At 63.7% G+C, this 21,048-nt stretch carries 21 protein-coding genes and 2 pseudogenes; 3 read left to right on the top strand and 20 right to left on the bottom strand.

Going from position 1 to position 21,048, the window contains the following annotated elements:
* Positions 1–78: 78 nt before the first annotated feature.
* Positions 79–1,071: a LysR family transcriptional regulator gene (locus K1T73_RS07120; RefSeq protein WP_220603237.1), complete on the top strand. Its 993-nt coding sequence runs from the start codon at positions 79–81 to the stop codon at positions 1,069–1,071.
* On the opposite strand, the gene K1T73_RS07115 is transcribed toward K1T73_RS07120, so the two are convergent.
* The gene (locus tag K1T73_RS07115) at positions 1,026–4,661 is read right to left on the bottom strand and encodes a hydantoinase B/oxoprolinase family protein (protein ID WP_220603236.1); all 3,636 of its coding nucleotides are present in this window, start codon (positions 4,659–4,661) and stop codon (positions 1,026–1,028) included. The two genes, K1T73_RS07120 and K1T73_RS07115, sit on opposite strands and share 46 nt — an antisense overlap.
* 555 nt (positions 4,662–5,216) lie before the next feature.
* Here K1T73_RS07115 and K1T73_RS18045 point away from each other — a divergent pair.
* Positions 5,217–5,425 (top strand): annotated as a pseudogene (locus K1T73_RS18045) (DUF932 domain-containing protein); the annotation flags it as partial.
* A 162-nt stretch (positions 5,426–5,587) separates the two neighbouring features.
* On the opposite strand, the gene wrbA reads toward K1T73_RS18045, so the two are convergent.
* The 14 genes and pseudogenes from wrbA to K1T73_RS07045 form a co-directional block, all read right to left on the bottom strand.
* Positions 5,588–6,181 carry an NAD(P)H:quinone oxidoreductase gene (gene wrbA / locus K1T73_RS07110; RefSeq protein WP_220603235.1) on the bottom strand — a complete coding sequence of 198 codons (594 nt, stop codon included), beginning with the start codon at positions 6,179–6,181 and terminating at the stop codon, positions 5,588–5,590.
* Positions 6,182–6,228: 47 nt separating this feature from the next.
* Positions 6,229–6,719, bottom strand: a pseudogene (locus K1T73_RS07105) (pirin-like C-terminal cupin domain-containing protein); the annotation flags it as partial.
* Positions 6,668–7,684: a glutathione S-transferase family protein gene (locus K1T73_RS07100; RefSeq protein WP_220603234.1), complete on the bottom strand. Its 1,017-nt coding sequence runs from the start codon at positions 7,682–7,684 to the stop codon at positions 6,668–6,670. The pseudogene K1T73_RS07105 and the gene K1T73_RS07100, both read right to left, overlap by 52 nt.
* A 10-nt stretch (positions 7,685–7,694) precedes the next feature.
* Positions 7,695–8,558: a VOC family protein gene (locus K1T73_RS07095; protein ID WP_220603233.1), complete on the bottom strand. Its 864-nt coding sequence runs from the start codon at positions 8,556–8,558 to the stop codon at positions 7,695–7,697.
* A 58-nt stretch (positions 8,559–8,616) separates the two neighbouring features.
* Positions 8,617–9,060: a DoxX family protein gene (locus K1T73_RS07090; RefSeq protein WP_133395062.1), complete on the bottom strand. Its 444-nt coding sequence runs from the start codon at positions 9,058–9,060 to the stop codon at positions 8,617–8,619.
* A 120-nt stretch (positions 9,061–9,180) separates the two neighbouring features.
* The gene (locus K1T73_RS07085) at positions 9,181–10,068 is read right to left on the bottom strand and encodes a LysR family transcriptional regulator (protein ID WP_259400484.1); all 888 of its coding nucleotides are present in this window, start codon (positions 10,066–10,068) and stop codon (positions 9,181–9,183) included.
* Positions 10,069–10,181: 113 nt separating this feature from the next.
* Positions 10,182–10,439, bottom strand: a complete 258-nt coding sequence (locus K1T73_RS07080; protein WP_220603231.1) for a hypothetical protein — start codon at positions 10,437–10,439, stop codon at positions 10,182–10,184.
* A 162-nt stretch (positions 10,440–10,601) separates the two neighbouring features.
* Positions 10,602–11,276 carry a D-Ala-D-Ala carboxypeptidase family metallohydrolase gene (locus tag K1T73_RS07075; RefSeq protein ID WP_220603230.1) on the bottom strand — a complete coding sequence of 225 codons (675 nt, stop codon included), beginning with the start codon at positions 11,274–11,276 and terminating at the stop codon, positions 10,602–10,604.
* A gap of 72 nt (positions 11,277–11,348) precedes the next feature.
* Entirely contained in the window at positions 11,349–11,639 is a 291-nt protein-coding gene (locus K1T73_RS07070) for a DUF6127 family protein (RefSeq protein WP_220603229.1), read from the bottom strand.
* A 15-nt stretch (positions 11,640–11,654) separates the two neighbouring features.
* On the bottom strand, positions 11,655–11,987 hold the full coding sequence (locus K1T73_RS07065; RefSeq protein WP_220603228.1) for a phage head closure protein: 333 nt from the start codon (positions 11,985–11,987) through the stop codon (positions 11,655–11,657).
* Positions 11,988–11,990: 3 nt separating this feature from the next.
* Complete coding sequence (locus K1T73_RS07060; protein WP_220603227.1) at positions 11,991–12,530, bottom strand: head-tail connector protein; 540 nt, start codon at positions 12,528–12,530, stop codon at positions 11,991–11,993.
* A gap of 52 nt (positions 12,531–12,582) precedes the next feature.
* Positions 12,583–13,023 carry a hypothetical protein gene (locus K1T73_RS07055; protein WP_220603226.1) on the bottom strand — a complete coding sequence of 147 codons (441 nt, stop codon included), beginning with the start codon at positions 13,021–13,023 and terminating at the stop codon, positions 12,583–12,585.
* A 61-nt stretch (positions 13,024–13,084) separates the two neighbouring features.
* Positions 13,085–14,365, bottom strand: coding sequence for a phage major capsid protein (locus K1T73_RS07050; protein ID WP_220603225.1), 1,281 nt, complete (start codon positions 14,363–14,365; stop codon positions 13,085–13,087).
* A gap of 9 nt (positions 14,366–14,374) precedes the next feature.
* On the bottom strand, positions 14,375–15,214 hold the full coding sequence (locus tag K1T73_RS07045) for a head maturation protease, ClpP-related (RefSeq protein WP_220603224.1): 840 nt from the start codon (positions 15,212–15,214) through the stop codon (positions 14,375–14,377).
* A gap of 160 nt (positions 15,215–15,374) precedes the next feature.
* On the opposite strand from K1T73_RS07045, the gene K1T73_RS07040 reads away from it, so the two are divergent.
* The gene (locus K1T73_RS07040; protein WP_220603223.1) at positions 15,375–15,770 is read left to right on the top strand and encodes a hypothetical protein; all 396 of its coding nucleotides are present in this window, start codon (positions 15,375–15,377) and stop codon (positions 15,768–15,770) included.
* A gap of 43 nt (positions 15,771–15,813) precedes the next feature.
* Here K1T73_RS07040 and K1T73_RS07035 read toward each other — a convergent pair whose 3' ends face one another.
* From K1T73_RS07035 to K1T73_RS07015, 5 genes are read right to left on the bottom strand one after another with little or no spacing between them, the layout of a single operon-like run.
* Entirely contained in the window at positions 15,814–17,100 is a 1,287-nt protein-coding gene (locus K1T73_RS07035) for a phage portal protein (RefSeq protein WP_220603222.1), read from the bottom strand.
* Positions 17,101–17,112: 12 nt separating this feature from the next.
* The gene (locus tag K1T73_RS07030; RefSeq protein ID WP_220603221.1) at positions 17,113–18,873 is read right to left on the bottom strand and encodes a terminase large subunit; all 1,761 of its coding nucleotides are present in this window, start codon (positions 18,871–18,873) and stop codon (positions 17,113–17,115) included.
* Positions 18,857–19,327 (bottom strand): phage terminase small subunit P27 family, encoded by a 471-nt coding sequence (locus K1T73_RS07025; RefSeq protein ID WP_220603220.1) that lies wholly within the window; start codon positions 19,325–19,327, stop codon positions 18,857–18,859. The genes K1T73_RS07030 and K1T73_RS07025 overlap by 17 nt, the downstream gene beginning before the upstream one ends.
* Before the next feature lie 18 nt (positions 19,328–19,345).
* On the bottom strand, positions 19,346–19,573 hold the full coding sequence (locus tag K1T73_RS07020; RefSeq protein ID WP_220603219.1) for a hypothetical protein: 228 nt from the start codon (positions 19,571–19,573) through the stop codon (positions 19,346–19,348).
* On the bottom strand, positions 19,570–20,940 hold the full coding sequence (locus tag K1T73_RS07015) for a site-specific DNA-methyltransferase (RefSeq protein ID WP_220603218.1): 1,371 nt from the start codon (positions 20,938–20,940) through the stop codon (positions 19,570–19,572). Before K1T73_RS07015 ends, K1T73_RS07020 begins: the two co-directional genes overlap by 4 nt.
* Positions 20,941–21,048 lie beyond the last annotated feature (108 nt).

Here is a 21,048-nt window from a genome sequence, read left to right as displayed (position 1 = left end):
TCTCCCTCGCCACACCATTGCACGGTTCGAGAAAATTGGCAAAATTGATACGCGAAATGCCATGCATTGAGGAAATCAATGTCTCTCGATCTCGACACGAAATTCGCCTTCCGGCTCGATTGGAACCTCTTGCGCACCTTCCTCGTGATCTCCGAGGAAGGAAGTATCACGCGCGCCGCGCATCGTCTCTTGCGCGGTCAGCCGTCTGTCAGCCTTGCACTCAAGCGGCTCGAGTCCGAACTCGGATGCCGCCTCGTGGACCGCGGCCACGGTGGCTTTCGCCTCACCGCCGCAGGCCGGCAGCTTCAGCGCGAATGCACCGAGCTTTTCTCGGGTGTCGCGCGGATCCCCGAGGTGACCCAGGAGGCATCGACCGAGATTTCGGGCGAGGTCAACATCATGCTGGCGAGCCATGTGGTGACACCGCTTCTGGACAACGAATTGAGCGCGTTGAGCGCGGCCCATCCGAAAATGCGTTTCACAATCCGCATCGACACGAGCGCGCGGGTCATCCACGCAGTGCGCGAACGAATGGTGAGCTTCGGGATCTGCCTCGTGAACCGCCGGTTCTCGGACGTCGATTACACCCAAATGTATCGCGAGTTCTTCGGTTTCTACTGCGGGCCGTCCCATCCGCTATTCGGCCGTTCCAATCTGAGCTTTGCCGACCTGCGGAATTTTCCCGCCGTGTCCTTCGACACCGACGACCTCAGCGATGCGCTTCGTCCCGTGGCCCTCCTGAGAGGTGAGTGGGGGCTTGATTACGAGATCGTCGGGCGCTCGTCGCAGCTCGAGGAAGTGCGCCGCATGATCCAGTGCGGCATGGGGATCGGTTCTCTGCCCATCCACGTGGTCGAACCCGATGTCGAGCGCGGCCTGCTCTGGCGCTTGCCTCCTTACGAGAACCCGCCCCAAGTGGACATTTACCTCGTCAGCAACCCCAAGAAGCGCCTGAACAAGGCCGAAGCGCTGTTTCTCGAACGGCTCTCCGCCCGCATTGCCCGCACGCCGCTCGACGAAAGAACCTATCTTTCGGGCCCGCCTCCCGCGTCGTCCTCGGGCGCGCCGTAGCCTCCGCCGCCCGGGGTTTCCATGACAAAGACATCGCCGCTGTCTACATCGGCCATGTCGTTGCCCTGCAACTCCTCGACACGCCCATCGGCCCGCTCGATCGCGTTGCGACCGACCTTGCCCGGTTTTCCGCCGTTCAGTCCGCTCGGCGGCACGACGCGGTGCGACGTAAGAACCGTAGTGGTCATCGGTTCGAGAAATTTCAGGCGACGGATGATGCCGTCTCCGCCTCGGTGCTTGCCCGCGCCACCCGAGCCGCGCCGGATGGTGAATTGCTCGACGCGCACGGGAAACCGCCACTCGAGGACTTCTGGATCGGTCATGCGTGTGTTGGTCATGTGCGAATGAACGGCGTCCGTGCCGTCGAAATCCGGCCCTGCGCCCGTTCCACCGCAGATCGTTTCGTAATTCTGGAAACGCTCGTTGCCCCAGATATGGTTGTTCATCGTGCCCTGCGACCCCGCGATCACGCCGAGCGCGCCATAGAGCGCGTCCGCGATCGACTGGCTTACCTCGGTGTTGCCCGCGATCACCGCCGCAGGATAAGCCGGGTTGATGAAGCTTCCCTCCGGCACGATGAGGTTCAGAGGCTTGAGACATCCTTCGTTGAGGGGAATGTCGCTGCCAACCAGGGTGCGGAAGACATAAAGCGCGACGGCCCGGCAGATCGAGAGGGGCGCGTTGTAATTGCCGTCGTCCTGCGGGCTCGTTCCCGTGAAGTCGAGCGTCGCCTCACGCGCGTCCCTGTCGACCGAGATCCGCACCTCGATCCTCGCCCCGCTGTCGAGTTCATAAACATTGTGCCCAGGCGTCAGCCGGTCGATCACACGCCGAACGCTTTCCTCGGCATTGTCCTGAACATGGCGCATGTAGGCCTGAACGGCATCGATGCCGAAATGCGCCACCATCTTGCGCACCTCTCGCGCGCCCGTTTCGTTCGCGGCCATCTGCGCCTGAAGATCCGCGATGTTGTCACCTACGTTGCGGCAGGGATATTTGCCCGACGCCAGCAACTCGCGCGTGGCCTCTTCCCGGAAGGAGCCGCGGTCGACCATCTTGAAATTGTCGATGAGCACGCCTTCCTCGTCGATATGCGTGCTGTCGGGCGGCGCGCTGCCGGGAGTGCGCCCGCCGATATCCGCGTGATGCCCGCGCGAACCGACGTAGAAAAGCACCTCCTCTCCCTCATCGTCGAAGACCGGCGTGATGACGGTCACATCCGGCAGATGAGTGCCCCCGTTGAAAGGCGCATTCAGCATGAACACATCGCCCGCCGCCATCTCCGGGTTCTCGCGGATGACAGTGCGCACGGCCTCGCCCATCGATCCCAGGTGCACCGGCACGTGAGGCGCATTGGCCACCAATCCACCCCGGGGGTCGAAAAGGGCGCAGGAAAAATCGAGACGTTCCTTGATGTTGACCGAGTAAGCGGTCTTGGCCAGCGTCGCGCCCATCTGCTCTGCAATGGACATGAAGAGGTTGTTGAACACCTCGAGCATCACCGGGTCGACCCCTTCCCCCACCGCTTCCGAACCTTTGCGCGGCACGGCGCGCTCGAGGATGAGATTGAGGTAGCTGTCCACCTCGGCCCGCCACTCCGGTTCGACGATCGTGGTGCCGGTCGCCTCGCGGATGATGGCTGGACCTTCGATCTTCTGCCCCGGCGCCAATGTCTCGCGGTCATAGAGAGGCGTCGAGCGCGCTTCTCCCTGCGCGATCATCTCCACCTTGTCGACGGGCTCGGGCGCTGCCTCGGCCGCTTCGACCTCGGTCTCCGGAAGTTCCGGCTGCGCGCCTACCGCCTCCACCGTCAGCGCCTCGAAATGAACCTCGCGCCCCGCATCGGCAAAGCCGTAAAGGCCGCGATGCGCGTCCTCGAATGCCTCCCGCATCGCGTCCCGCGCCCCGAATTCGACCTCGAGCGTCTGGTGCGAACCGGCATAACGTAGATGCGCGCGGCTCTCGGCGCTCACGTCCTCCCCGGCCACGCCCTGCGCGCGTAGTTCTTCCGCTGCATCCTTGGTCAACGCCTCGATTCGCGCCTCCGCCTCCTCTGTGGTCGTCTCATCGAGCGGGCGGTCGAACTGCTCCTGTCTGAGCGCACGCACCTCGGCAAGACCCATGCCATACGCAGAAAGAACCCCCGAGAACGGATGCAGGAACACGCGTTTCATGCCAAGCGCGTCGGCCACGAGACACGCGTGCTGCCCCCCCGCGCCGCCGAAGCAATTGAGCGTGTATCTCGTCACGTCATAGCCCCGCTCGACGCTGATCTTCTTGATGGCGCGCGCCATGTTCTCGACCGCGATCCGAAGAAACCCCTCGGCCACGTCCTCGACCGGCTTCTGCGCCTCGCCGGTCTCTTCGGCGATCTGCGCAGCCATCTCCTCGAATTTTTCGCGCACGATCCCGGCATCGAGCGCCTCGTCCGCCCCCGGCCCGAAAACCTCAGGAAAATGCTTGGGCTGAAGCTTGCCCAGTAGCACGTTGCAATCCGTGACCGTGAGCGGCCCACCCCGGCGATAGCAGGCGGGACCCGGATCGGCACCCGCGCTTTCCGGACCCACCTGGAACCGGCCGTCGCGAAAGGTCAGGACCGACCCGCCCCCGGCCGCGACCGTGTGAATGTTCATCATCGGCGCGCGCATTCGCACACCGGCCACCTCCGTCTCGAGGCTGCGCTCGAACTGGCCCGCATAATGGCACACATCGGTCGAGGTGCCGCCCATGTCGAACCCGATCAGCGCATCGAAACCGGCATGTTCCGCCGTCTTCACCATGCCGACGACCCCGCCGGCTGGACCCGACAGGATCGCGTCCTTCCCCTGGAACAGATCGGCATCGGTCAGGCCACCATTGGACTGCATGAAAAGAAGCCTTGTCCGTGAGGCGTCCCTGTCTTCCGGATCGAGCGCATCGCGCACCTGTCCGACATAGCGGCGCAGGATCGGGCTGAGGTAGGCGTCGACCACCGTGGTGTCACCGCGCCCGACCAGTTTCATCAGCGGCGACGCGGCGTGGCTGGTCGAGACTTGCGTGAACCCGATATCGGCCGCGATCTCGGCCGCACGCCGTTCGTGATCCGGCATCTTGTAGCCATGCATGAACGCGATCGCCACGGCCCGGATGCCGTCATCGAACGCATCCTGAAGGATGGCGCGGGTGCCGTCCTCGTCGATCGGGCGAAGCACTCCGCCCTCCGCGTCGAGCCGCTCGTCGATTTCGCCCACCCTTTCGTAGAGCATTTCGGGAAGCTTGATATGCAAATCGAAGATCCGGGGCCGGTTCTGATAGCCGATGCGAAGCAGGTCGCCGAAGCCCTTGGTGATCAGGAGAAGCGTCCGGTCGCCTTTCCGCTCCAGAAGCGCGTTCGTGGCGACCGTCGTGCCCATTTTCACGGCGTCGATGGCACCGGGTCGAATAGCATCCCCCTCGTCAAGACCCAGGCAATCGCGAATGCCCTGCACCGCCGCATCCGCGTACTGCTCTGGGTTTTCCGACAGAAGCTTGCGCGTTTCGAGGCGTCCGTCCGGGCGCCGGGCGACGATGTCGGTAAAGGTGCCACCGCGATCGACCCAGAATTGCCACATGCGCCTTCCCCCTGTCAGCTAGCCAGAGTGATCCCGCGTTACAGCACGAGGGTCAACCTCACTCATCACGCAACCGGCGCTACGGGGAGGAGGCTTAACAGCGAAATACCAGTCAGAAACTGGTTTTGAGGTCAAACCCGTGTGGCGGAGGGGATGGGCCTAAAAGACAACCTTCTCTAACACCTAACATACTGATATCATTAAGCCGCGCTGCTGGTTCGAATCCCATCTGACGCAAACGTGACTGGGATCCAACCACCATATTTTCATCAAAATAGACCTTTTCAACCAATCGCGCACCAAGATTCGCGCCATTGCCAGGGGCTCATAGGCAGCCCTTCGATCCGACGCTTCTGAATTTCCGAGCGAAACAGTGGCCCAAAGCGGTTCGACCAAAACTGTCGAAGGGGAAGCGGGAAACTCACGGACAGCATTACCGCCGGGCAGATGATCTCAAGGCTGGTTTTGAAGTAATTGAAGGGGCAGCGTTTTGTCATTTTTGGATGCTAGCGAGGCTCCCTCCCCGCCTCAAGCCGGATTCCTTTGACAAGGCCGATTGATGTCAACCGGGGTGAGCGGAACGGGCGGTGTCGTCCGAATGGTTCCATCGGCCGGATGACGAGCGGTATCTCTCGCTCGACGAACTCTGGGCCTGCGTGAAAGGTCGCTCCGAGCGCAGCCGCAGCCGGGTCTTGCAGACCGCCGATATCCGGGTCGAGGCGGCGCGCGACGGCTCCGACCGGTTGCAGTTGATCCTGCCGAAGGATAAAAAACTGCTGAACTTATTTGTGCAAAACGACATTAAGGACTTCGCAGCAGCAGTATTTTTGTCCCACGAACTGATATTCATTCAGCATATGACCGGTTTCGCGGGCGGTAGGGCGCACTGGTTCGCGCCCGGATATCGCCCGCGATCTGCCGTCCGATCAGCCGGTGATCTTTGTGGTCATCTCCACGAGGCGCTTGGCCTGATGAGCCACTGCCGCCTTGCCGGCATCGTCAAAGCCGTTGGCGTTGGTCGAGAACCCGTAAGGATTGCCGCCAGCGTCAAAAATCGACTGATCGGTAAAGCCTGGCACGACAATGATGGCGCCCCAATGCATTGCAGTGGTGTACAGGCTGAGAATGGTCGCCTCCTGACCACCATGCGGATTCTGGGCGCTCGTCGTGGCCGTGAAGGTCTTGTTGGCCAACTTGCCGGCACCCCACAGCCCGCCCAGTGTGTCGATGAAGGCCCGAAGTTGGCTGGCCACCACGCCGAAACGGGTCGGTGCAGAGAAGAAATAGCCGTCGGCCCATTCCATGTCGTCGGCCGTCGCTTCGGGGATATTGCTCATCTTGTCCAGTTGCGCTTTCCAGGCGTCCTGAGTTGCGACAACCTCTTTCGGGGCCGTCTCGGAAACCCGGCGAAGGCGGACATCCGCGCCTGCGTCTCGGGCGGCCTCTGCCGCTGCCAAGGCGACGGCATGGTTGGTTCCGTAGGTCGAGTAGAAGATAATTGCGATCTTGGGCTGTGCCATTTTCATTTCCTTTTCAGTTGGTTGGTTTTTCGTATCGTGCGGCATCCTCAGCTGTGCTTTATGAAAGTGCCGTTGTTCAGTTCATGGAGCGCCTGCCGTAGTTCCTTCTGTGTGTTCATCACGATAGGGCCATGCCAGGCGACGGGTTCCTGAATCGGCCGGCCGGCCATCAGCAGGAAACGGATGCCATCGTTACCCGCCTGCACCGTGATTTCGTCGCCAGACCCGAAACGGACCAGTGTGCGGTTTCCGGTCATGTCTCGGATGTTCAGCTCGGTGCCGCGATATTCCTTTTCGACCTTGATCCCGAGAGGGTCGATGGCATTGCGGAACGTGCCGGAGCCAGCAAAGCCATAGGCAAGTGCATTGGCCCGCGTGTCCACTGCAAGCACCTTGGGCCGCCCGGCGGGGACCGAGACATCGAGCAGCATCGTATTGGCCGCGATCCCGTCCACCGGACCGGTTTTCCCCAGAACGAGCCGGTGATCACCTTGACAACCGTTCCGTCGTCATCGCCCTCGACGGGGATGTCGCTGCCGGTAGCCAGCCAAGGCATTCGCCACCTTGGGGCCCTACTGGAACGATTCCGGTGGGGTTCAGCGCCTTGATCGAGTAATAGCCGCGCTTGATGTGGTCGATGCTGACCGTGTCGCGCACACCGGGGATCGCGAGGATTCGCGTCTGGTAGCGGCTCAAGGCGGGATAGTCGGCGATGCGGCGCAGGTTGCACTTGAAGAGGCCGTGGTAGGCCGCGTCGAAGCGCACCAGCGTCACGAAGAGCCGCACGTCCGCTTCGGTGAAGCGGTCGCCCAGCAGGAAGTTACGGCCGTCGCCGAGGCGCCCCTCAAGCTCGTCGAGCATGGCGAAGACGTCGTGGAACGCCTCCTCGTAGGCGGCTTGCGTGGTGGCGAAGCCCGCGCGGTAGACGCCATTGTTGAGGCGCGGATAGATGCGGGCGTTCAGCGCGTCGATCTCTTCGCGGATGTCGGCCGGATAGAGGTCGAAGGTGGGGTCCGCGAAGTCGCCGAACCCGGAGTTCAGCATCCGCAGGATGTCGGCGGATTCGTTGTTCACGATGGTGCCGCGCTGCTTGTCCCACAGCACCGGCACCGTCGCGCGGCCCGAAATGGCGGGGTCGGCGCGAGTGTAGATCTCGTGCAGGAAATTAGCGCCGTTCAGCGTGTCGAGGTCGGCCCCGCCAGTATCGCCGAAGCGCCAGCCCTGGTCGGAGAGTTCGGGCTCGACGACGGAGACCGAGATCGCGTCCTCAAGCCCCTTCAGCTTGCGACCGATCAGCGTGCGCGACGCCCATGGGCAGATCAGCGCGACATAGAGATGGTAGCGGCCGGGCTCGGCCTGGAAGCCGCCTTCGCCGGTCGGCCCGGCGCTGCCGTCAGGGGTGATCCAGTTGCGAAAGCTGGAGGTCTGGCGGACGAAGCCGCCCTTCTCGTCCTTGGCCTGGACGGGCTGCCAGTCCGCAACCCATTTCCCGTTTATCAGCATGGTCGTCTCCTCAATTCCTCAGCGTGATTGCGGTGCCCCAGGGGTCGCGCAGGGTCAGGCCATCGGCGTTCCTGGTGCTTGCAATGCCGGCACTGTCGGCGCGTACGGCAATGGCGGTGATGTTCATGGCGTCCCGGACGAGGATCTCGACGGCCTCGAGACCTGCCATGCCCTCGGGGCGCGTGCTGGCCCGGCGGCTGTTCCAGACGTTGCCGGCAAGCTGGTGGTGATAGCCGCCGCTGCCGTAGAAGCTGGCGCCGGGATAGCGCGCCGCGATATCGAGGCCGAGTACGTCGCGGTAGAAGCGATCGGCTTCCGCAGTATCCCCCACCTGCAGGTGGACATGGCCGACGCTGCCGGCCTCCGGGAAGCCCGACCATTCGGTGCCCTCGGCGCTTTGGAGCAGGTCCTGCAGATCGAGCGGATCGGTGCTCATCCGGATCTCGCCGCTCTCTCCGTGCCAGTCCGAGACCGGACGGTCGGAATAGACCTCGATGCCGTTGCCCTCGGGATCGGCGAGATAGAGCGCCTCGCTGACGATGTGGTCCGACGCGCCCTGAAGCGGCACGCGCGCTTCCGCGACGTGGGCGACCCAGCGGGCCAGGTCAGCTCTGGTCGGCATCAGGAAGGCGGTGTGAAAGAGGCCGGCCTGCCGCGGGTCGAGGGGAGCCAGCTTCGGGTCGCCCACGAGCTCCAGCAGCGGCGTGCCGCCGATGCCGAGCGTGAAGCGATGGCCGTGGCTCTCGATCGGGCGGAGTCCGAGCATCGTTTGGTAGAAGGTGGAGACCGCATCGAGGTCACGCACCTTGAGCCGGACGGTCCCGATGCGCAGCGGCGCGGTAGTCATGTCGAAGAAGTCTGTAGCGGCGGTCATATCGGTCTCCTCGGGAAAAGTGCGGCCGCGGGAGGTTCCCCGCGGCCCGCAAGGAAGCTCAGGCGCGGCTGCGCTTCAGCGCGAATGCGCCGTCGCCGAGCAGGGCCTGGACGATCAGCGTCACCGCCCAGAACGCCGGGTATTCCCAGCCGCCGCCTTCGTTCGAGAAGAAGAAGCCGGCAGCGCCGTGCGGCACATAGATCGAGCCCAGCAGGATCGGCACCAGCGCCAGAGACACGCAGCGGGAATAGATGCCGAGGATCAGGGCGATGCCGCCGAACAGCTCGGCTGCGATGACGAGATAAGCGAGCGGCCCGGGCAGCCCGAGGCTTGCGAAATAACCGACCGTACCGGCCGGGGTGAAGATGAAGAGCTTCAGCCCGGCATGGGCGAGAAACAGCACGCCCATCGAGACGCGCAGGATCGTCGCGGCGAGATCGGCGTTGGTCACGCCCTCGACCAGAGACGGACGGGCGGATGTGGAAGCGGTGGCGTAGGTCATTTCGATTCTCCTCGAAGGGGGCGCACTTGCGCGGTGTCTGTAGGGAGAAGATGATCTTGTCTGAGCCGAATGATAATCCGGTCAAGGGGAAGATGATTGCTTCTCAATTGGATGGAATTGTCACCAGCCTTGCTCCCAGTGCGGTGTCTGTCTGTAGCGTTCGACCAGGAAGTCGACGAGCAGGCGCACTTTCGCGGCAAGGTGCCGGTTATGTGGGTAGAGCACGTGAACGTCGTAAGGCTCCGTCTCGTAGGACGACAGAAGTCGCGTCACCCCGCCGGACCGCAGCGCGTCCCCCGCCACGAAAGCAGGGACGCAGGCCAGCCCCAAGCCCAGGGTCGCGGCCTGAAGACAGGCTTCGGCATTGGAGTAGCGGATGCGGCCTGAGACGTTCACCATCTCCGCGTCGCCCTGCTGCGTCCTGAACGGCCAACGGTTCGGCTCGCGGAAGTTGGTGTCGATTATGCAGGCATGGTGTTCCAGGTCCGAAGGCGCCTCGGGGGCGCCGTGCATCTCGAGGTAGGCGGGCGCGGCCACCACGACGATGCGGACGGCGCAGAGCTTGCGGATGATCAGGCTGGAATCGCCGGGGCGCCCGACACGGATGGCGAGGTCGAAACCCTCGTCGACGACGTTGACGACCCGGTCGGTGAAGGTCACATCAAGTTCGATGTCGGGATAGCGCGCAGCGAATTCATTGAGCGCGGGTGCCATTTCCAGCGTGCCGAAGGTCAGCGGCGCCGTCAGGCGCAGCCGCCCCCGCGGCGACTGCGAGATGTTGCGGATATCGAGATCCAGCGTTTCGAGTTCATCCACGAGCGGCTTCAGCCGATCGTAGTATGCCCTACCGGCCTCCGTCGGCGAAACGGATCGCGTCGTCCGATTGAGCAGCCGCACGCCAAGTTCACTTTCCAGCCGCGACAACAGCTTGGATGCCTGGCCGGAACTGGTGCCGAGCTTTTCCGCTGCCCCGGTGAAGCTGCCGGCTTCCATGACGGCGAGGAACATGCGATCGCATTCGAGACGGTCCATTTCTTCCCCGAAGGCAGCAATGATTGTTGAATTATCGCTCACTGTAGCTGCATCGGAAAGAAAAGGCTATCGGCTGGTGTGCAGAGGCTTCATTGCCCGCTGCACGCGCGCGCCTGATCCCGCATGACGCCGTAGTCAGCCAGCAACTCGGCGATGGCGGACCGGTCCGAAAGAGTCCCGAGTTCGTCGGTCGCGCGCACTTTGATCTCGCGGCCATACTCGACGACCGGCGGACACGCCGCTGGCCCGCTGCCGTCAGAACCGACCGTCGCGCAGCCGCTGAGTAAGCTCGTTCCGATCGCGAGGGCGGCGAGCCGCTGCCTCCAACATCCGGCGTTGGACGTCATTGGCCTTCTCCGTGGTTTCAAGGCGTCCTGCCAGGCGACCGACGCGTTCGCCGGAGCGCCGGGCAGACAAAAGAAATAGGGCAACGGCGACGGCGATGGCACCGTAGCGCAAAGTGGCCCGCATCCATGGGCTGGCTGCGATCCTGCTGAGCAAGACGGCGATCACCGTCGCCCCCGGCGCCAGTCGTCGAGGCGGGCGTAGATCGTGATCGCGATCCCACCGAGCGCCACGGCGATGAACACCCAGCGGAGCGTATCGAGGTACGGGACCAGCGGCAGGATGGCGGTCTGCGTCTCGGTCAGCACCTGCTGCGCCACCTCCACGCCGGCTGCGCCCAGCGTCGCGACGCCCGCTGCGCCGCCGGCCCTCATGGTCCGGCTCTCAGCCAGAACCTTTCGCGCAGGCGGCGTTTCTTCGGCGAAGGCAGTCGCCCTGATCGGGAACCGCTCGCCCCACTGGCGCGCGGGGCCGAGGTCGACATGGATGAATCCCCAGCGCGGATAGAAGCCGAAGCCGAGGAACCCGACCTCCTGTGCCGCCGCCTCGAATGCCGCAGGGTCGTGGTTCGCCATGGCGATGTCGAAGGCGGCGCCGTCGAGGTGCTTCGACCGAGTGGCGCCGCCGACAGCGCGGTTGTGCTCGGGGCTGCGATAGGCGGAACGCACGATCAGCGGCTTGCCCAGCCGGTCGCGGAGGGCCTGCAGCTTGTCGAGCGCCGGTTCGTTGACGAGCAGCTTGCCGGTGCCCCGACAGGCAATTTCAGCGGGCGAAAAGTTCGGCCAGCGCCAGGTGCGCTCGGGCACGTTGCGCCAATGGCGGTGGAAGGTCGTGGTCATGGGGGTCCTCCAAAACGAAAAAACCCGCCTCGAGGGCGGGTACGGTTGGGGCGATCGATGGGTGGTGAGCGGCTACGGACCGCCGCCGAAGATCTTCAGCTTGATGGCGATGCCCGCCAACAGCGCCAGCATGACGCCGGTGGTGATCATGCGCACGGCGGTTTGCATCGCGGTGCGACGCACCAGCCGGATACAGTCGAGCAAGGAGCGCAGGTCACGGATATCGAGCGCTGCCTCGTGGCCGTCCAGGCCGACGTCCGCGAGGGCCCGCTTTGCGCCTTCCTCGGCGGCGCGCGCGAGCATCGCCTCGAACTCGTGCTCTGACAAATCATACCGATTTCTCGCGTTTGGATCAGGCGGCATGGGGTGCCTCCCTTGTCAGCTCTGGTCGGCGCGGGCGCTCGCGGTGATCTCGATGGCCTTTCGCCGCCCGATTTCCTTGACCCCCGTGATGTTGTAATCGCGCCCCTCGCAGATGACGCGATCGAGCGGGCTGATGTCAGCGGCGAAGCTGGACCACCGCAGACGCAGGCGGGATGTCACAGTCGCCTGCACCTGGGCGGCGTGCCATTTCTCACTGTCGCTGACATGGGTGAGCTGGACCCAGACCGGATCGCCATGATCCTCCCAGCTCTGGACCGTTCCGAACCCGTCATCGATTTCGACATAGCGGCGGAACTGCGCCCGGCGATCATACCTTCCGGCCATCATGGCTCAAACCCGCTGCAGCCGCGACGGCGCGATCAGCGCATCGACCGCCATGGGCAAAGCGGCGCCTGCCGCACCGATCGTGACCGCCTCGCGATTGTCATACCAGTGGGCGATGAGCAGCAGAATTGCCTGACGCAGCGTGGCAGGCACATCCTGCGGCGCACCATAGCCCGCGGTGAAGGAAATCACCGCAGACCGCCCCCAGCCCTGCAGCGGGATCAGGACGGGACGCTGCCCGCACATCTCGCGCCGGTAGGGCACGTCCTCAGCGTCACCATCCGCAAATTTCGCCTCATCGATCACCGTGTCCGGAAACGGCAAATGCACTGGTCCGGCCAAAGCGTCGACATTCATCTGCCAGCTTTGGGTCACCAGGCACCGCCCAAGCAGACCCGCCGGCCCATCGAGCAGCGAGGTGGCCGCATCGATATAGTGCTGGATCAGCACATCCTCCTCATTGTGATCGACGCGGATTTGCGCCCTTGCCTCACTCAGCGTAATCGGGGCCTCCGCTGGGGCTGTGGTGCGAACAAGGGTGGTCATCAGCAACCTCCGCAAAAGAACGCGGGCGACCATCGCCGCCCGCGCGTCAGCATCAGGCCTGCGCCGTCTGTGGGTTGATCTGGCCGTGACCCCGGATCACGACGCCTGCAATCGGCGTGCCCGTGCCATGGGTGCCCGAGAATGCGGCCAAGAGTTTCAGGTAGCGTTTGCCGCCGACATAGCCGAAGCGATAGACGCCAGCTTGGGCATGCGCCGCCACCAGCGCCTTGATCACCCCGCCGCTGCCGATTTCCTCGACACCGAGTACATCAACCTCGGTGACCGGTTCATAGCTTGCGTCCTCTTCGGAGTGCGTCAGCTTGAACTCGATCTTGTTGCTGGACGTGAACGTGATGCCGCCCGCGCCGATCGCGAGTACGATTTCAGCGGCATCAAACCCGCGTAGGTCGATTGCAGCGGGCGTGTTGTCGGCCGCGAGCGTGGCCGCATCAATGGCCGAAGCCACCGAGAGATCAGAATGCATGTCCTTCATCGGAGTGTCCTTTCAGGAATGGAGGGATGGTGCGGGCGAGTGGATCCCCGCCCGCAAGGGCTCAGGAGGCCGCGATCTTCAGCAGCTTGATCGCCTCGAAGTTCTGCACCCCGCCGCCGACCCGCTTGGTGGTGTAGAAATGCACGTAAGGCTTGTTGGTATAGGGATCGCGCAGCACTCGAACGCCGAAGCGATCAACGATCAGATAGCCACGGCGGAAGTCGCCAAAAGCCACCGGGAACGCCCCCGCCGCCACATCCGGCATGTTGTCGTCGTCGGTGATCGGATAGCCCAGCAGCGTCGCGGGCTGGCCCGCCTGCACCGGGGGCTGCCACAGATAGAGCTCCTCGGTCTTGGATTTCAGCTTGCGCACCGTCGCCTGCAGCGACTTGTTCATGAGGAAACGGGCGTTTTGCCGATACCCCTGCTTGATCGAGTAAATCAGATCGATCAACGCATCGACGCCATTGTGGCTACTGTCGGTCAAGGCCGCGGCCACACCGGAGGCAGTATAGCCGATCTTGCCCCAGGACTGGGAGGCGTTGGCCACCGTGTCATAGGAGAGCAGACCGCGGGGCTGGTTGACCCCGTCGCCGCTGATGAAGGCCGCACCCTCGGCTTCGGCAAAAGCGGTCGAGACCTCCTCAGCCAGCCAGGCCGCGATATCGACCCGGGCATCATCAAGCAATGTCTGGGTTGCCGCCGGATTGGCATAGATCTCCATGGCAGGAAACGACAGTTCCGCCAACGTCGGAGTTGCGGTGTCCGGGCGCGCCTGGCGCTCCCCGACCCAGCCTGCTCCGGCACCGCCCTGGTTCACCAGTTTCTTGTAACTGGCCGCCGAGACCGACATGACGCTGGCAATGGAGCGCATGGCCGAAACCGTGCCCAGCACCCGATCGATGGTCTGCTCCATCTGATCAGGCACGACATAGCCACCGTCCGGGTCGCTGTCGGTGCGCAGCGCGGCCTTCATCTCAAGCTCGCGCAAGCCCTCCTCGGTGCCACGCCGGAAGAACTGGTTGAAGGCGCGGGCATGGTCGCGCGCCTCGGTCGAGACCGCCGGGCCGTCACCAGCGCCGCCGAGCCTGGCCGCCGCCAGCTGGGCATTGGTGTCATCCAGCGCCGTCTGCAGCTTGCCGATCTCGGCATTGATGCGCTCGACCTTCTCGGCCTGCACAACGTCGGCGAATTTGGCGTTGATGCCTTCCAGTTCTTCTTGGTGTTCAGTCTTGAACGCGGCAAAGGCCTTGTTCAACTCGGTGACGATGGATTTCGCATCGCCGCTCTCTGCGCGCACGCGCACGGCCCCGCGGATGCGGGGTTTGGTCATGTCGGTCATGACAGCCTCCTAGGCTTGAAGTGTGTCGAGAAGCTGCCGCAGGGCAGCAGGGTCAAAGCCAGCGTCATGCGTGGCAGGTTCGGCAGCGTTGCGCGTGCCGGTAATCTGTTTCAGCATCATACGCCGCTCGCTGCGGGGGATGCCTTGTTGTGCCAGTGCCGCGTCAATGCGGCGCTTGGCGAGGATGTCGGGACGCACCTGCGCAGAAACATCCGAGGCTGCGTCGGTTTCGCCCGCGATGATATCCGCCAGCCCCGCAGCCACCGCTTCTTGCGCCGTCAGGAAGGTTTCGGCATCCAAAAGTGCCGCGATCTCGGCGCGCGTCTTGCCGCTGCGCGCCGCATAAATATCCGCCAGCGCGCCATCGAAACGCTCGAACAGCGTCGCAGCCTCGGCCATGTCGTGGCGATTGCCGATCACCACGCCCCACGCATTGTGCAGCATTAAAAAGCTGCTCGGCGCCATGCGGATATGATCGCCTGCCATAGCAATGATCGAGGCCGCCGAGGCGGCAATGCCCAGTACCTCGATGCTCACCTCGGCCGGATGCGCGCGCAGCAGGTTGTAAATGGCGATGCCTTCAAACATGTCCCCACCCGGCGAGTTGATCTGCACGGTGACGTCGCGATTGCCGATCGCGCGCAGCGCCGCCGCGATCCGTTTCGCGCTCACGCCACCGCCAATGCCGTCGTCGCCGATGATATCGAGCATCATGATCGTGGTGTTGTCGCTGGCCGTCGTTGGGCTCGGCATGTCAGCCCATTTTGCCAGCGCATCGGACGGCGTATCAAACTGATAGGTGGCGGGGCGTTGAAAGTCCGGTCCAGCCGGGAGGTCACGCAGACTCATCGGTATGCCTTTCGGTTGCTAGCAAAATTCAGGCTGGACGACAGTTAGACAGGCGGAAGCCCGCCATTTTCGCCGCATTTATAGCCTAGTGATGTTCGGCCGGGCTGACTCCTACCCCCCTCGGCACTATCTATTCGAAAACGCTTGAGCGGAGTGAACTATGAGACTTTCCCGAACACTGGCCGTAATGGCGATTGCAGCCACATCGGTGGCCGCCATGCCTGCTTTGGCAGATCCGGGTCACGGCAAGGGCAAGGCGCGCGGCAACCACCACCGCGGATTTGCAGGACATTGTCCGCCAGGCCTTGCAAAGAAGAACCCGCCTTGCGTACCCCCTGGCCAAGCACGCAAGTCTTATGATCATCATTACGGCTCCAGGATCGGGGACATCCTTCGAATTGGTGATTATGTGGTTATTCGCGACCTCCGCAGACTCAATCTCGAGCCGCGCGACGATTGGCGGTATTATCGCGATGGCGATCGCGTCTACCGGGTTGATCGCGATACCAGAAAGATCCTCTCCGTCATCAACCTGATCGACGCCTTCACGAACTGAAACGGTCCCCCCGGCCATTGGGCGAGCCCCTGTGAAATGAATGTCAGGAGTCGGCCTCATCCTGCTCGGCGGGTGCAGTGGCTTCGTCTTCCACTTCCTCGGCATTCGCGGTCATGTTAGGCGGCGGATAGTAAACATCCCCACCATCACGCGGGTTTTGATCTTCCAGCGCCCGGATCTCGTTGGGGCTGTAAACGCCCCATTGCAGGCCTTTGACATAAGCCTCCCAGCGAGCCTTGATGTCGCCCTTGACCAGCGCCGCGCGGTTGAACCGGGCATAGAGCGTATCGTCAGCGCCAATCAGGTCGCGATCGATCGCCTCCTCCCACATCGTCAGGTGATCCTCGAGCGTATAGGCGACAAAGCCGATCGACTGCTGCTCGATGCCGGTGCCCCAGCTGGTGGACTTCTCGGTGTCGCCGATCATATGCGGCGGCACCCCGAAGAACATGGCGATGTCGGTGCGGCTGAACTTGCGGCTCTCGATCCATTGCGCGTCTTCGGCCGTCATGGCGATGCGGTCATACTCCATGCCTTCCTCGAGGATCAGGTTCTTGCCGTCCTGCTCGCCACCGGCGCGGAACGCCTCGAGCCCGGCCTTGAGATTGGCCACCGCCTCGGGGCCAAGCTTTTGCGGGTGTTTCAGCACACCGCTGACTCGCGCACCGTTGCGGAACGTGGTGGCCCCATGATCCTCCATCGCCAGCGCCAGACCGATCGTCTCGCGCGCATAGGCAATGGCCGAGACCCCGTGCACCCCGTCCAGCGTCAGCCCCACCAGGTGCAGCACCTCGGCCTGCCCCAGCGACACAAGGCGCCCGTCCGCCCGCGTATAGACATAGGCCAGCGCCAAGTCGTCGCCCTGCGTGACCGCGACCCGGTCTGGATGCAGCGGGATCAATGCACGAACCTCGCCGCGTGAACGCACGATCATCGCATAGCCATTGCCGCGCAGCAGCAGATGCGCCTGCATCATGCGGCGAAACTGCGATGGTGTTTGCCAGCGATTGGGCCTTCGCCGCAGCAGCTGCCAGATCGGGGCATCCGAGGCATCCTCGCGGGTCCGGGCATCGACCCGGCGCTTGATATGCAAGGGCAGCGTTGCCACCGCGCCGGAAATGATGCGCACGCAGGCATAGACGGCCGCCACCCGCATGGCACTGTCCGGCGTTACCGACGCGCCAGAGGCGCTCAGTGCCCCGGCGCGCAGCGCCGCGTCCAGCTCGCTTGCGGTCGTGATGGCCAGACCACTAGCTGCGTCCTGGACAGAGGCACGCGGCGACGCGGCCGCAGGCGATTTGCCTGCAAACAAGCGGGACCAGAAAGACATGGGGCGTTGCTCCTAAAGGATCAGGATGCCGCGATTGTCATAGACCGAGCGGCCGGCATTGATGTCGCGCAGCAGCGCGCGCCCCAGGGCGTTGCAGGTGGCGACGATGCCATCGATACGCTCGCTGGAGCGCTCCTTATCCGGCTTGATATTGCCCGCCGGATCGTGGCGCACGGCAACATTGGAGGCATTCCAGCGCAGCACCGGATGGCCGCCATGCCAGAGCATGCGCGACACCGACAGCCGCTCCAGTTCTGCCGTCGGTGCGGCCATGCTCAAAAAGCCCTGTCCAAACTGCACCAGGTTCAGCCCCTCATCTTGTAGATGCTGGACGATCTCGCCTGCGAAGGTGCGGTCATAGGCCAGCTCGCGCAGATCAAAGCGCGCAGAGAGATCGATGATCTCTGCCTCGACGAAGGCGAAATCAGTGGCATTGCCAGGGGTGGCGGTCAGGAAGCCTTGGTCGCGCCATGTGGCGTAAGGCACCCGATCGCGCTTACCCCGGCGCAGAATATCCTCCTCCGGCACCCAGAACCGGCAGAGAGTGATCCATTTATCCGCCAAGGCCCCGAGGGCCGGATCCCCGGTGGGCGGGAACAACAGCACAAAGGCCGAGAGATCATTGACCCGCGCCAGATCCAACCCACCATAGCATTCGCGCCCCGCCAGCTTTTGCTCCAAGTCTGCAAGGTCATCGCGCACCACCTGCCAATCGGTCACGGTGGGTGGGCCGCCCTCGGCCCAGACATCCATGTCGAGCCAGCGGGTGACCTGTTCGGTCCATTCATTCAGCCGCAGACGCCGGATCGCGTTCTGCTGGGCGGGCATTTCGCGCGCCTCGTCGATCTGGCGCTTCAGATCCTCCATCTTCACCGTCACGCCGAGGCTCGGGTTGGCCTTCACCCAGACTCTCTCATCGGTCCAGTTATCGCCCTCATCGATGGTGGCGATATAGGCAAACCAGCTGTCGGCCGTCTCATGCGGCACCGTGCCCTCCAGCGCCTTGACCGAGAACTCGTGATGCTGGCGGCAGACCGAGTGGCGGTCGTAGCCCGCCGTGGTGATCTCGACGATCAGCGGCTGACGCCGTGCACCGGTGGCGGTGTTGAGCTTCTGGATGATCTCCGGCCCGGGATGCTCATGCACCTCGTCCACCGCGGCCAGATGCACGTTGAGCCCGTCCATCTTGCTGGCATCCGCCGAGAGCGGCCGGAACCAGGACGCGGTCGGCAGCACCGCGAGATTGTTGACCGTCCTTGTCACCCGGCTTGAGAGCGCCGGGCTAGCCGCAACCATGCGCTCGGCCTCACCGAACACGATCCGCGCCTGATCGCGGGTGGTGGCAGCGGCATAGACATGGGCGCCCGGCTCCCCATCGGCCACCAGCGCATAGAGCGCGATACCCGCCAACAGGGCCGATTTACCGTTCTTGCGGGCGACCTCGACATAGGCGGTGCGGAACCGGCGCAGGCCAGACTTGCGCTTCCAGCCGAACATCGATCCCACCACAAACTCCTGCCAGGGCTGCAGCACGAAGGGCTCGCCCGCCCATTCCCCGGTCGAGTGGCGCAGATGGCTGAAGAACTCGATCGCGTGTAACGCGGCCGCGCTGTCCCAGAGGAGACCACGCGCCGCGCCAGATTTGAGATCGGCCAAGTGGCGTGCGCAGGAGAGCTGTACCAGCCGCCCCGCGATGATCTTGCCGCCAACCACACCGCGCGCATACGCGTTAACCGGGCAGACCGGGCGCTTTGCTTTAGGATTTTTGGCCACGGTTCAGATAATCCTCAAACGGATCACGCGTCTCGGCAGGTTCCGCCATGCGCACCCGCGTCCGACTGGACGGCGTAAGCCCGAATTCGCTCTCGATCTGGCCCATTTGCGCCATGCATCGGTTGGCCACAGCCAGAAACGGGTTCTGGATGATGTTGCCCGCAACGGTCTTGACCACCGGACCGCGGCGTTTTACCTCCTCTTCGGCCTCAAGCCAGCGCCGCCAAACCACGACGTAGCGGGCCAGCGCGCTCACATCGAGTTCGCTCATTACCCCATGCCGGGCCAGCAGCGCGGCCATTTCGGTGAACTTTGCCGCAGCCGCTTCATCAAGATGATCGGGCGGTGGCGGTGTTGCTACCTCTGGCCTTGGCTCGTCAGGGTTCATCCGATGCGGTCGCGCCGTTCCCTTGACCAGTTTCAGCTGTGTCGGCAGCGGTTTACGGCCCGCCATGTCAGGTCTCCATAGGTATCAGATCCTTTCGCTGTGGATCCGGATTGTCTCGAATACACGCCGGAGCGCAAAGGACCGGGCAATGCTCACCAGCGTGAACACTCCGCCCATCTGCAGGTTCTGCGCCAGCGTCGTGTGCAACCCGAAGATCGGGAAGATCAGGATCTGCGTCACGACCGCGAAGCCGTAGCCGACGATGACATTGGCGATGGCCTCGACCAAGGACATGGCGCGCGATTGCTTCATACCGCGGCCTTCCGCTTGCGGCTGGGCTTCTGCGCGGCTGGCTTGTCCTGCGTTATTTTGGCGGGCGCGTTTCTGTCCCCCAGCCGCTCCGCCTGCACCTCGACAAAGGTCCGGCCATCGCCTTCGAGGATTGCCTCGCGCCCAGTCTCAGCCTGCCAACGCTCAATGCAGACATCGATATAGGCCGGGCTGATCTCCATCGCATTCACGCGTCGGTTGTTGGCCTCGCCCGCCATGATCTGCGAGCCGGAGCCTGCGAAGGGCTCATAGCAGAGGCCGCCCCGCGCCACATGCTGGCGCATCGGGATCCCGAACGCATCCAGCGGTTTCGGCGTCGGATGGTCCGGCCGCTCCTCCTTGGTGAAGCTGGGCATCTCCCAGGTCGAGGCCAGCGTTTCATCGGCCACCTTGGGCGGTCGGTTCGGGCGGCGCCAGCCCATCAGGCAGGGCTCGTGCCTCCAGAGATAGTGCGAGCGGGTCAGCACCCCGCGCTCTTTTACCCAGATGATCTGCTGATGGACAAAGGCCCCGGCTTTCTCCCAGCATTCCTCGAGCATCGCTTGGCGGCGCGAGGCGTGCCAGCAATACCAGGCGGCGTCCTCGGTGACGGCCTCGGTCACGGCCGCTGCGATGAAACCGTCATAGAGATCGGCGCCTTGGCTGCTATCGTCCCATGTGGTGCCGTAAGACTGCGACCAATCCTTGTTGCGTGTCGGGTGGTTCGAGCCGTCGTAATCCACCAGATAGGGCGGATCTGTCGCGAACAGGATGGCCCGTTCGCCGTTCATAAGGCGGCGCACATCCGTCTCGCTTGTGCTGTCGCCGCAAAGCAGCCGATGGTCCCCAAGCACCCAGAGATCGCCCGTGCGCGAGACCGGATTGCGCGGCGGCTCCGGGATCACGCTCGGCGCGGTTGAGGCGTCGTCCTCGTCCGTCCCCGACAGAAGCCGGTCGAGTTCGCCGTCCTCGAACCCCATGATCCCGAGATCGAACCCGGCCTCTTTCAGATCGCTGAGTTCCAGCGCCAGCAGGCTTTCATCCCAGCCGGCATTCAGCGCGATGCGGTTATCCGCCAGCACCAGCGCCCGGCGCTGGCTCTCGGACAAGCCGATCAACACAATGCTCGGCACGGTCTCCATCCCAAGCAAGCGCGCCGCCAGCACCCGGCCATGGCCCGCGATCAGCGTGCCGTCCTCCGCAATCAGCACCGGGTTGGTGAACCCGAACTCCCGGATCGAGCCCGCGATCTCGGCAAGCTGTGCCTCGGAATGCGTGCGGGCGTTGCGCGCATAGGGCACGAGATCATCGAGCGCGCGGTATTCAATGGCCAGTTCGCAATCGGACACGGCTGTGTTTCCTTGTTTCATGGGCCGCTACCCCCCCCTCGCCATTTTGGCCACGGATACAGAAAGCTTGGCGCCCGGTTTTGTAATCAAACCGCCCAGAGATTTGCCCCCCGGGGGAGGTGGCCGGCG

Source organism: Roseovarius sp. SCSIO 43702 (assembly GCF_019599045.1).
Lineage (GTDB): Bacteria > Pseudomonadota > Alphaproteobacteria > Rhodobacterales > Rhodobacteraceae > Roseovarius.
This window is presented reverse-complemented; position numbering and strand designations above follow the sequence as displayed.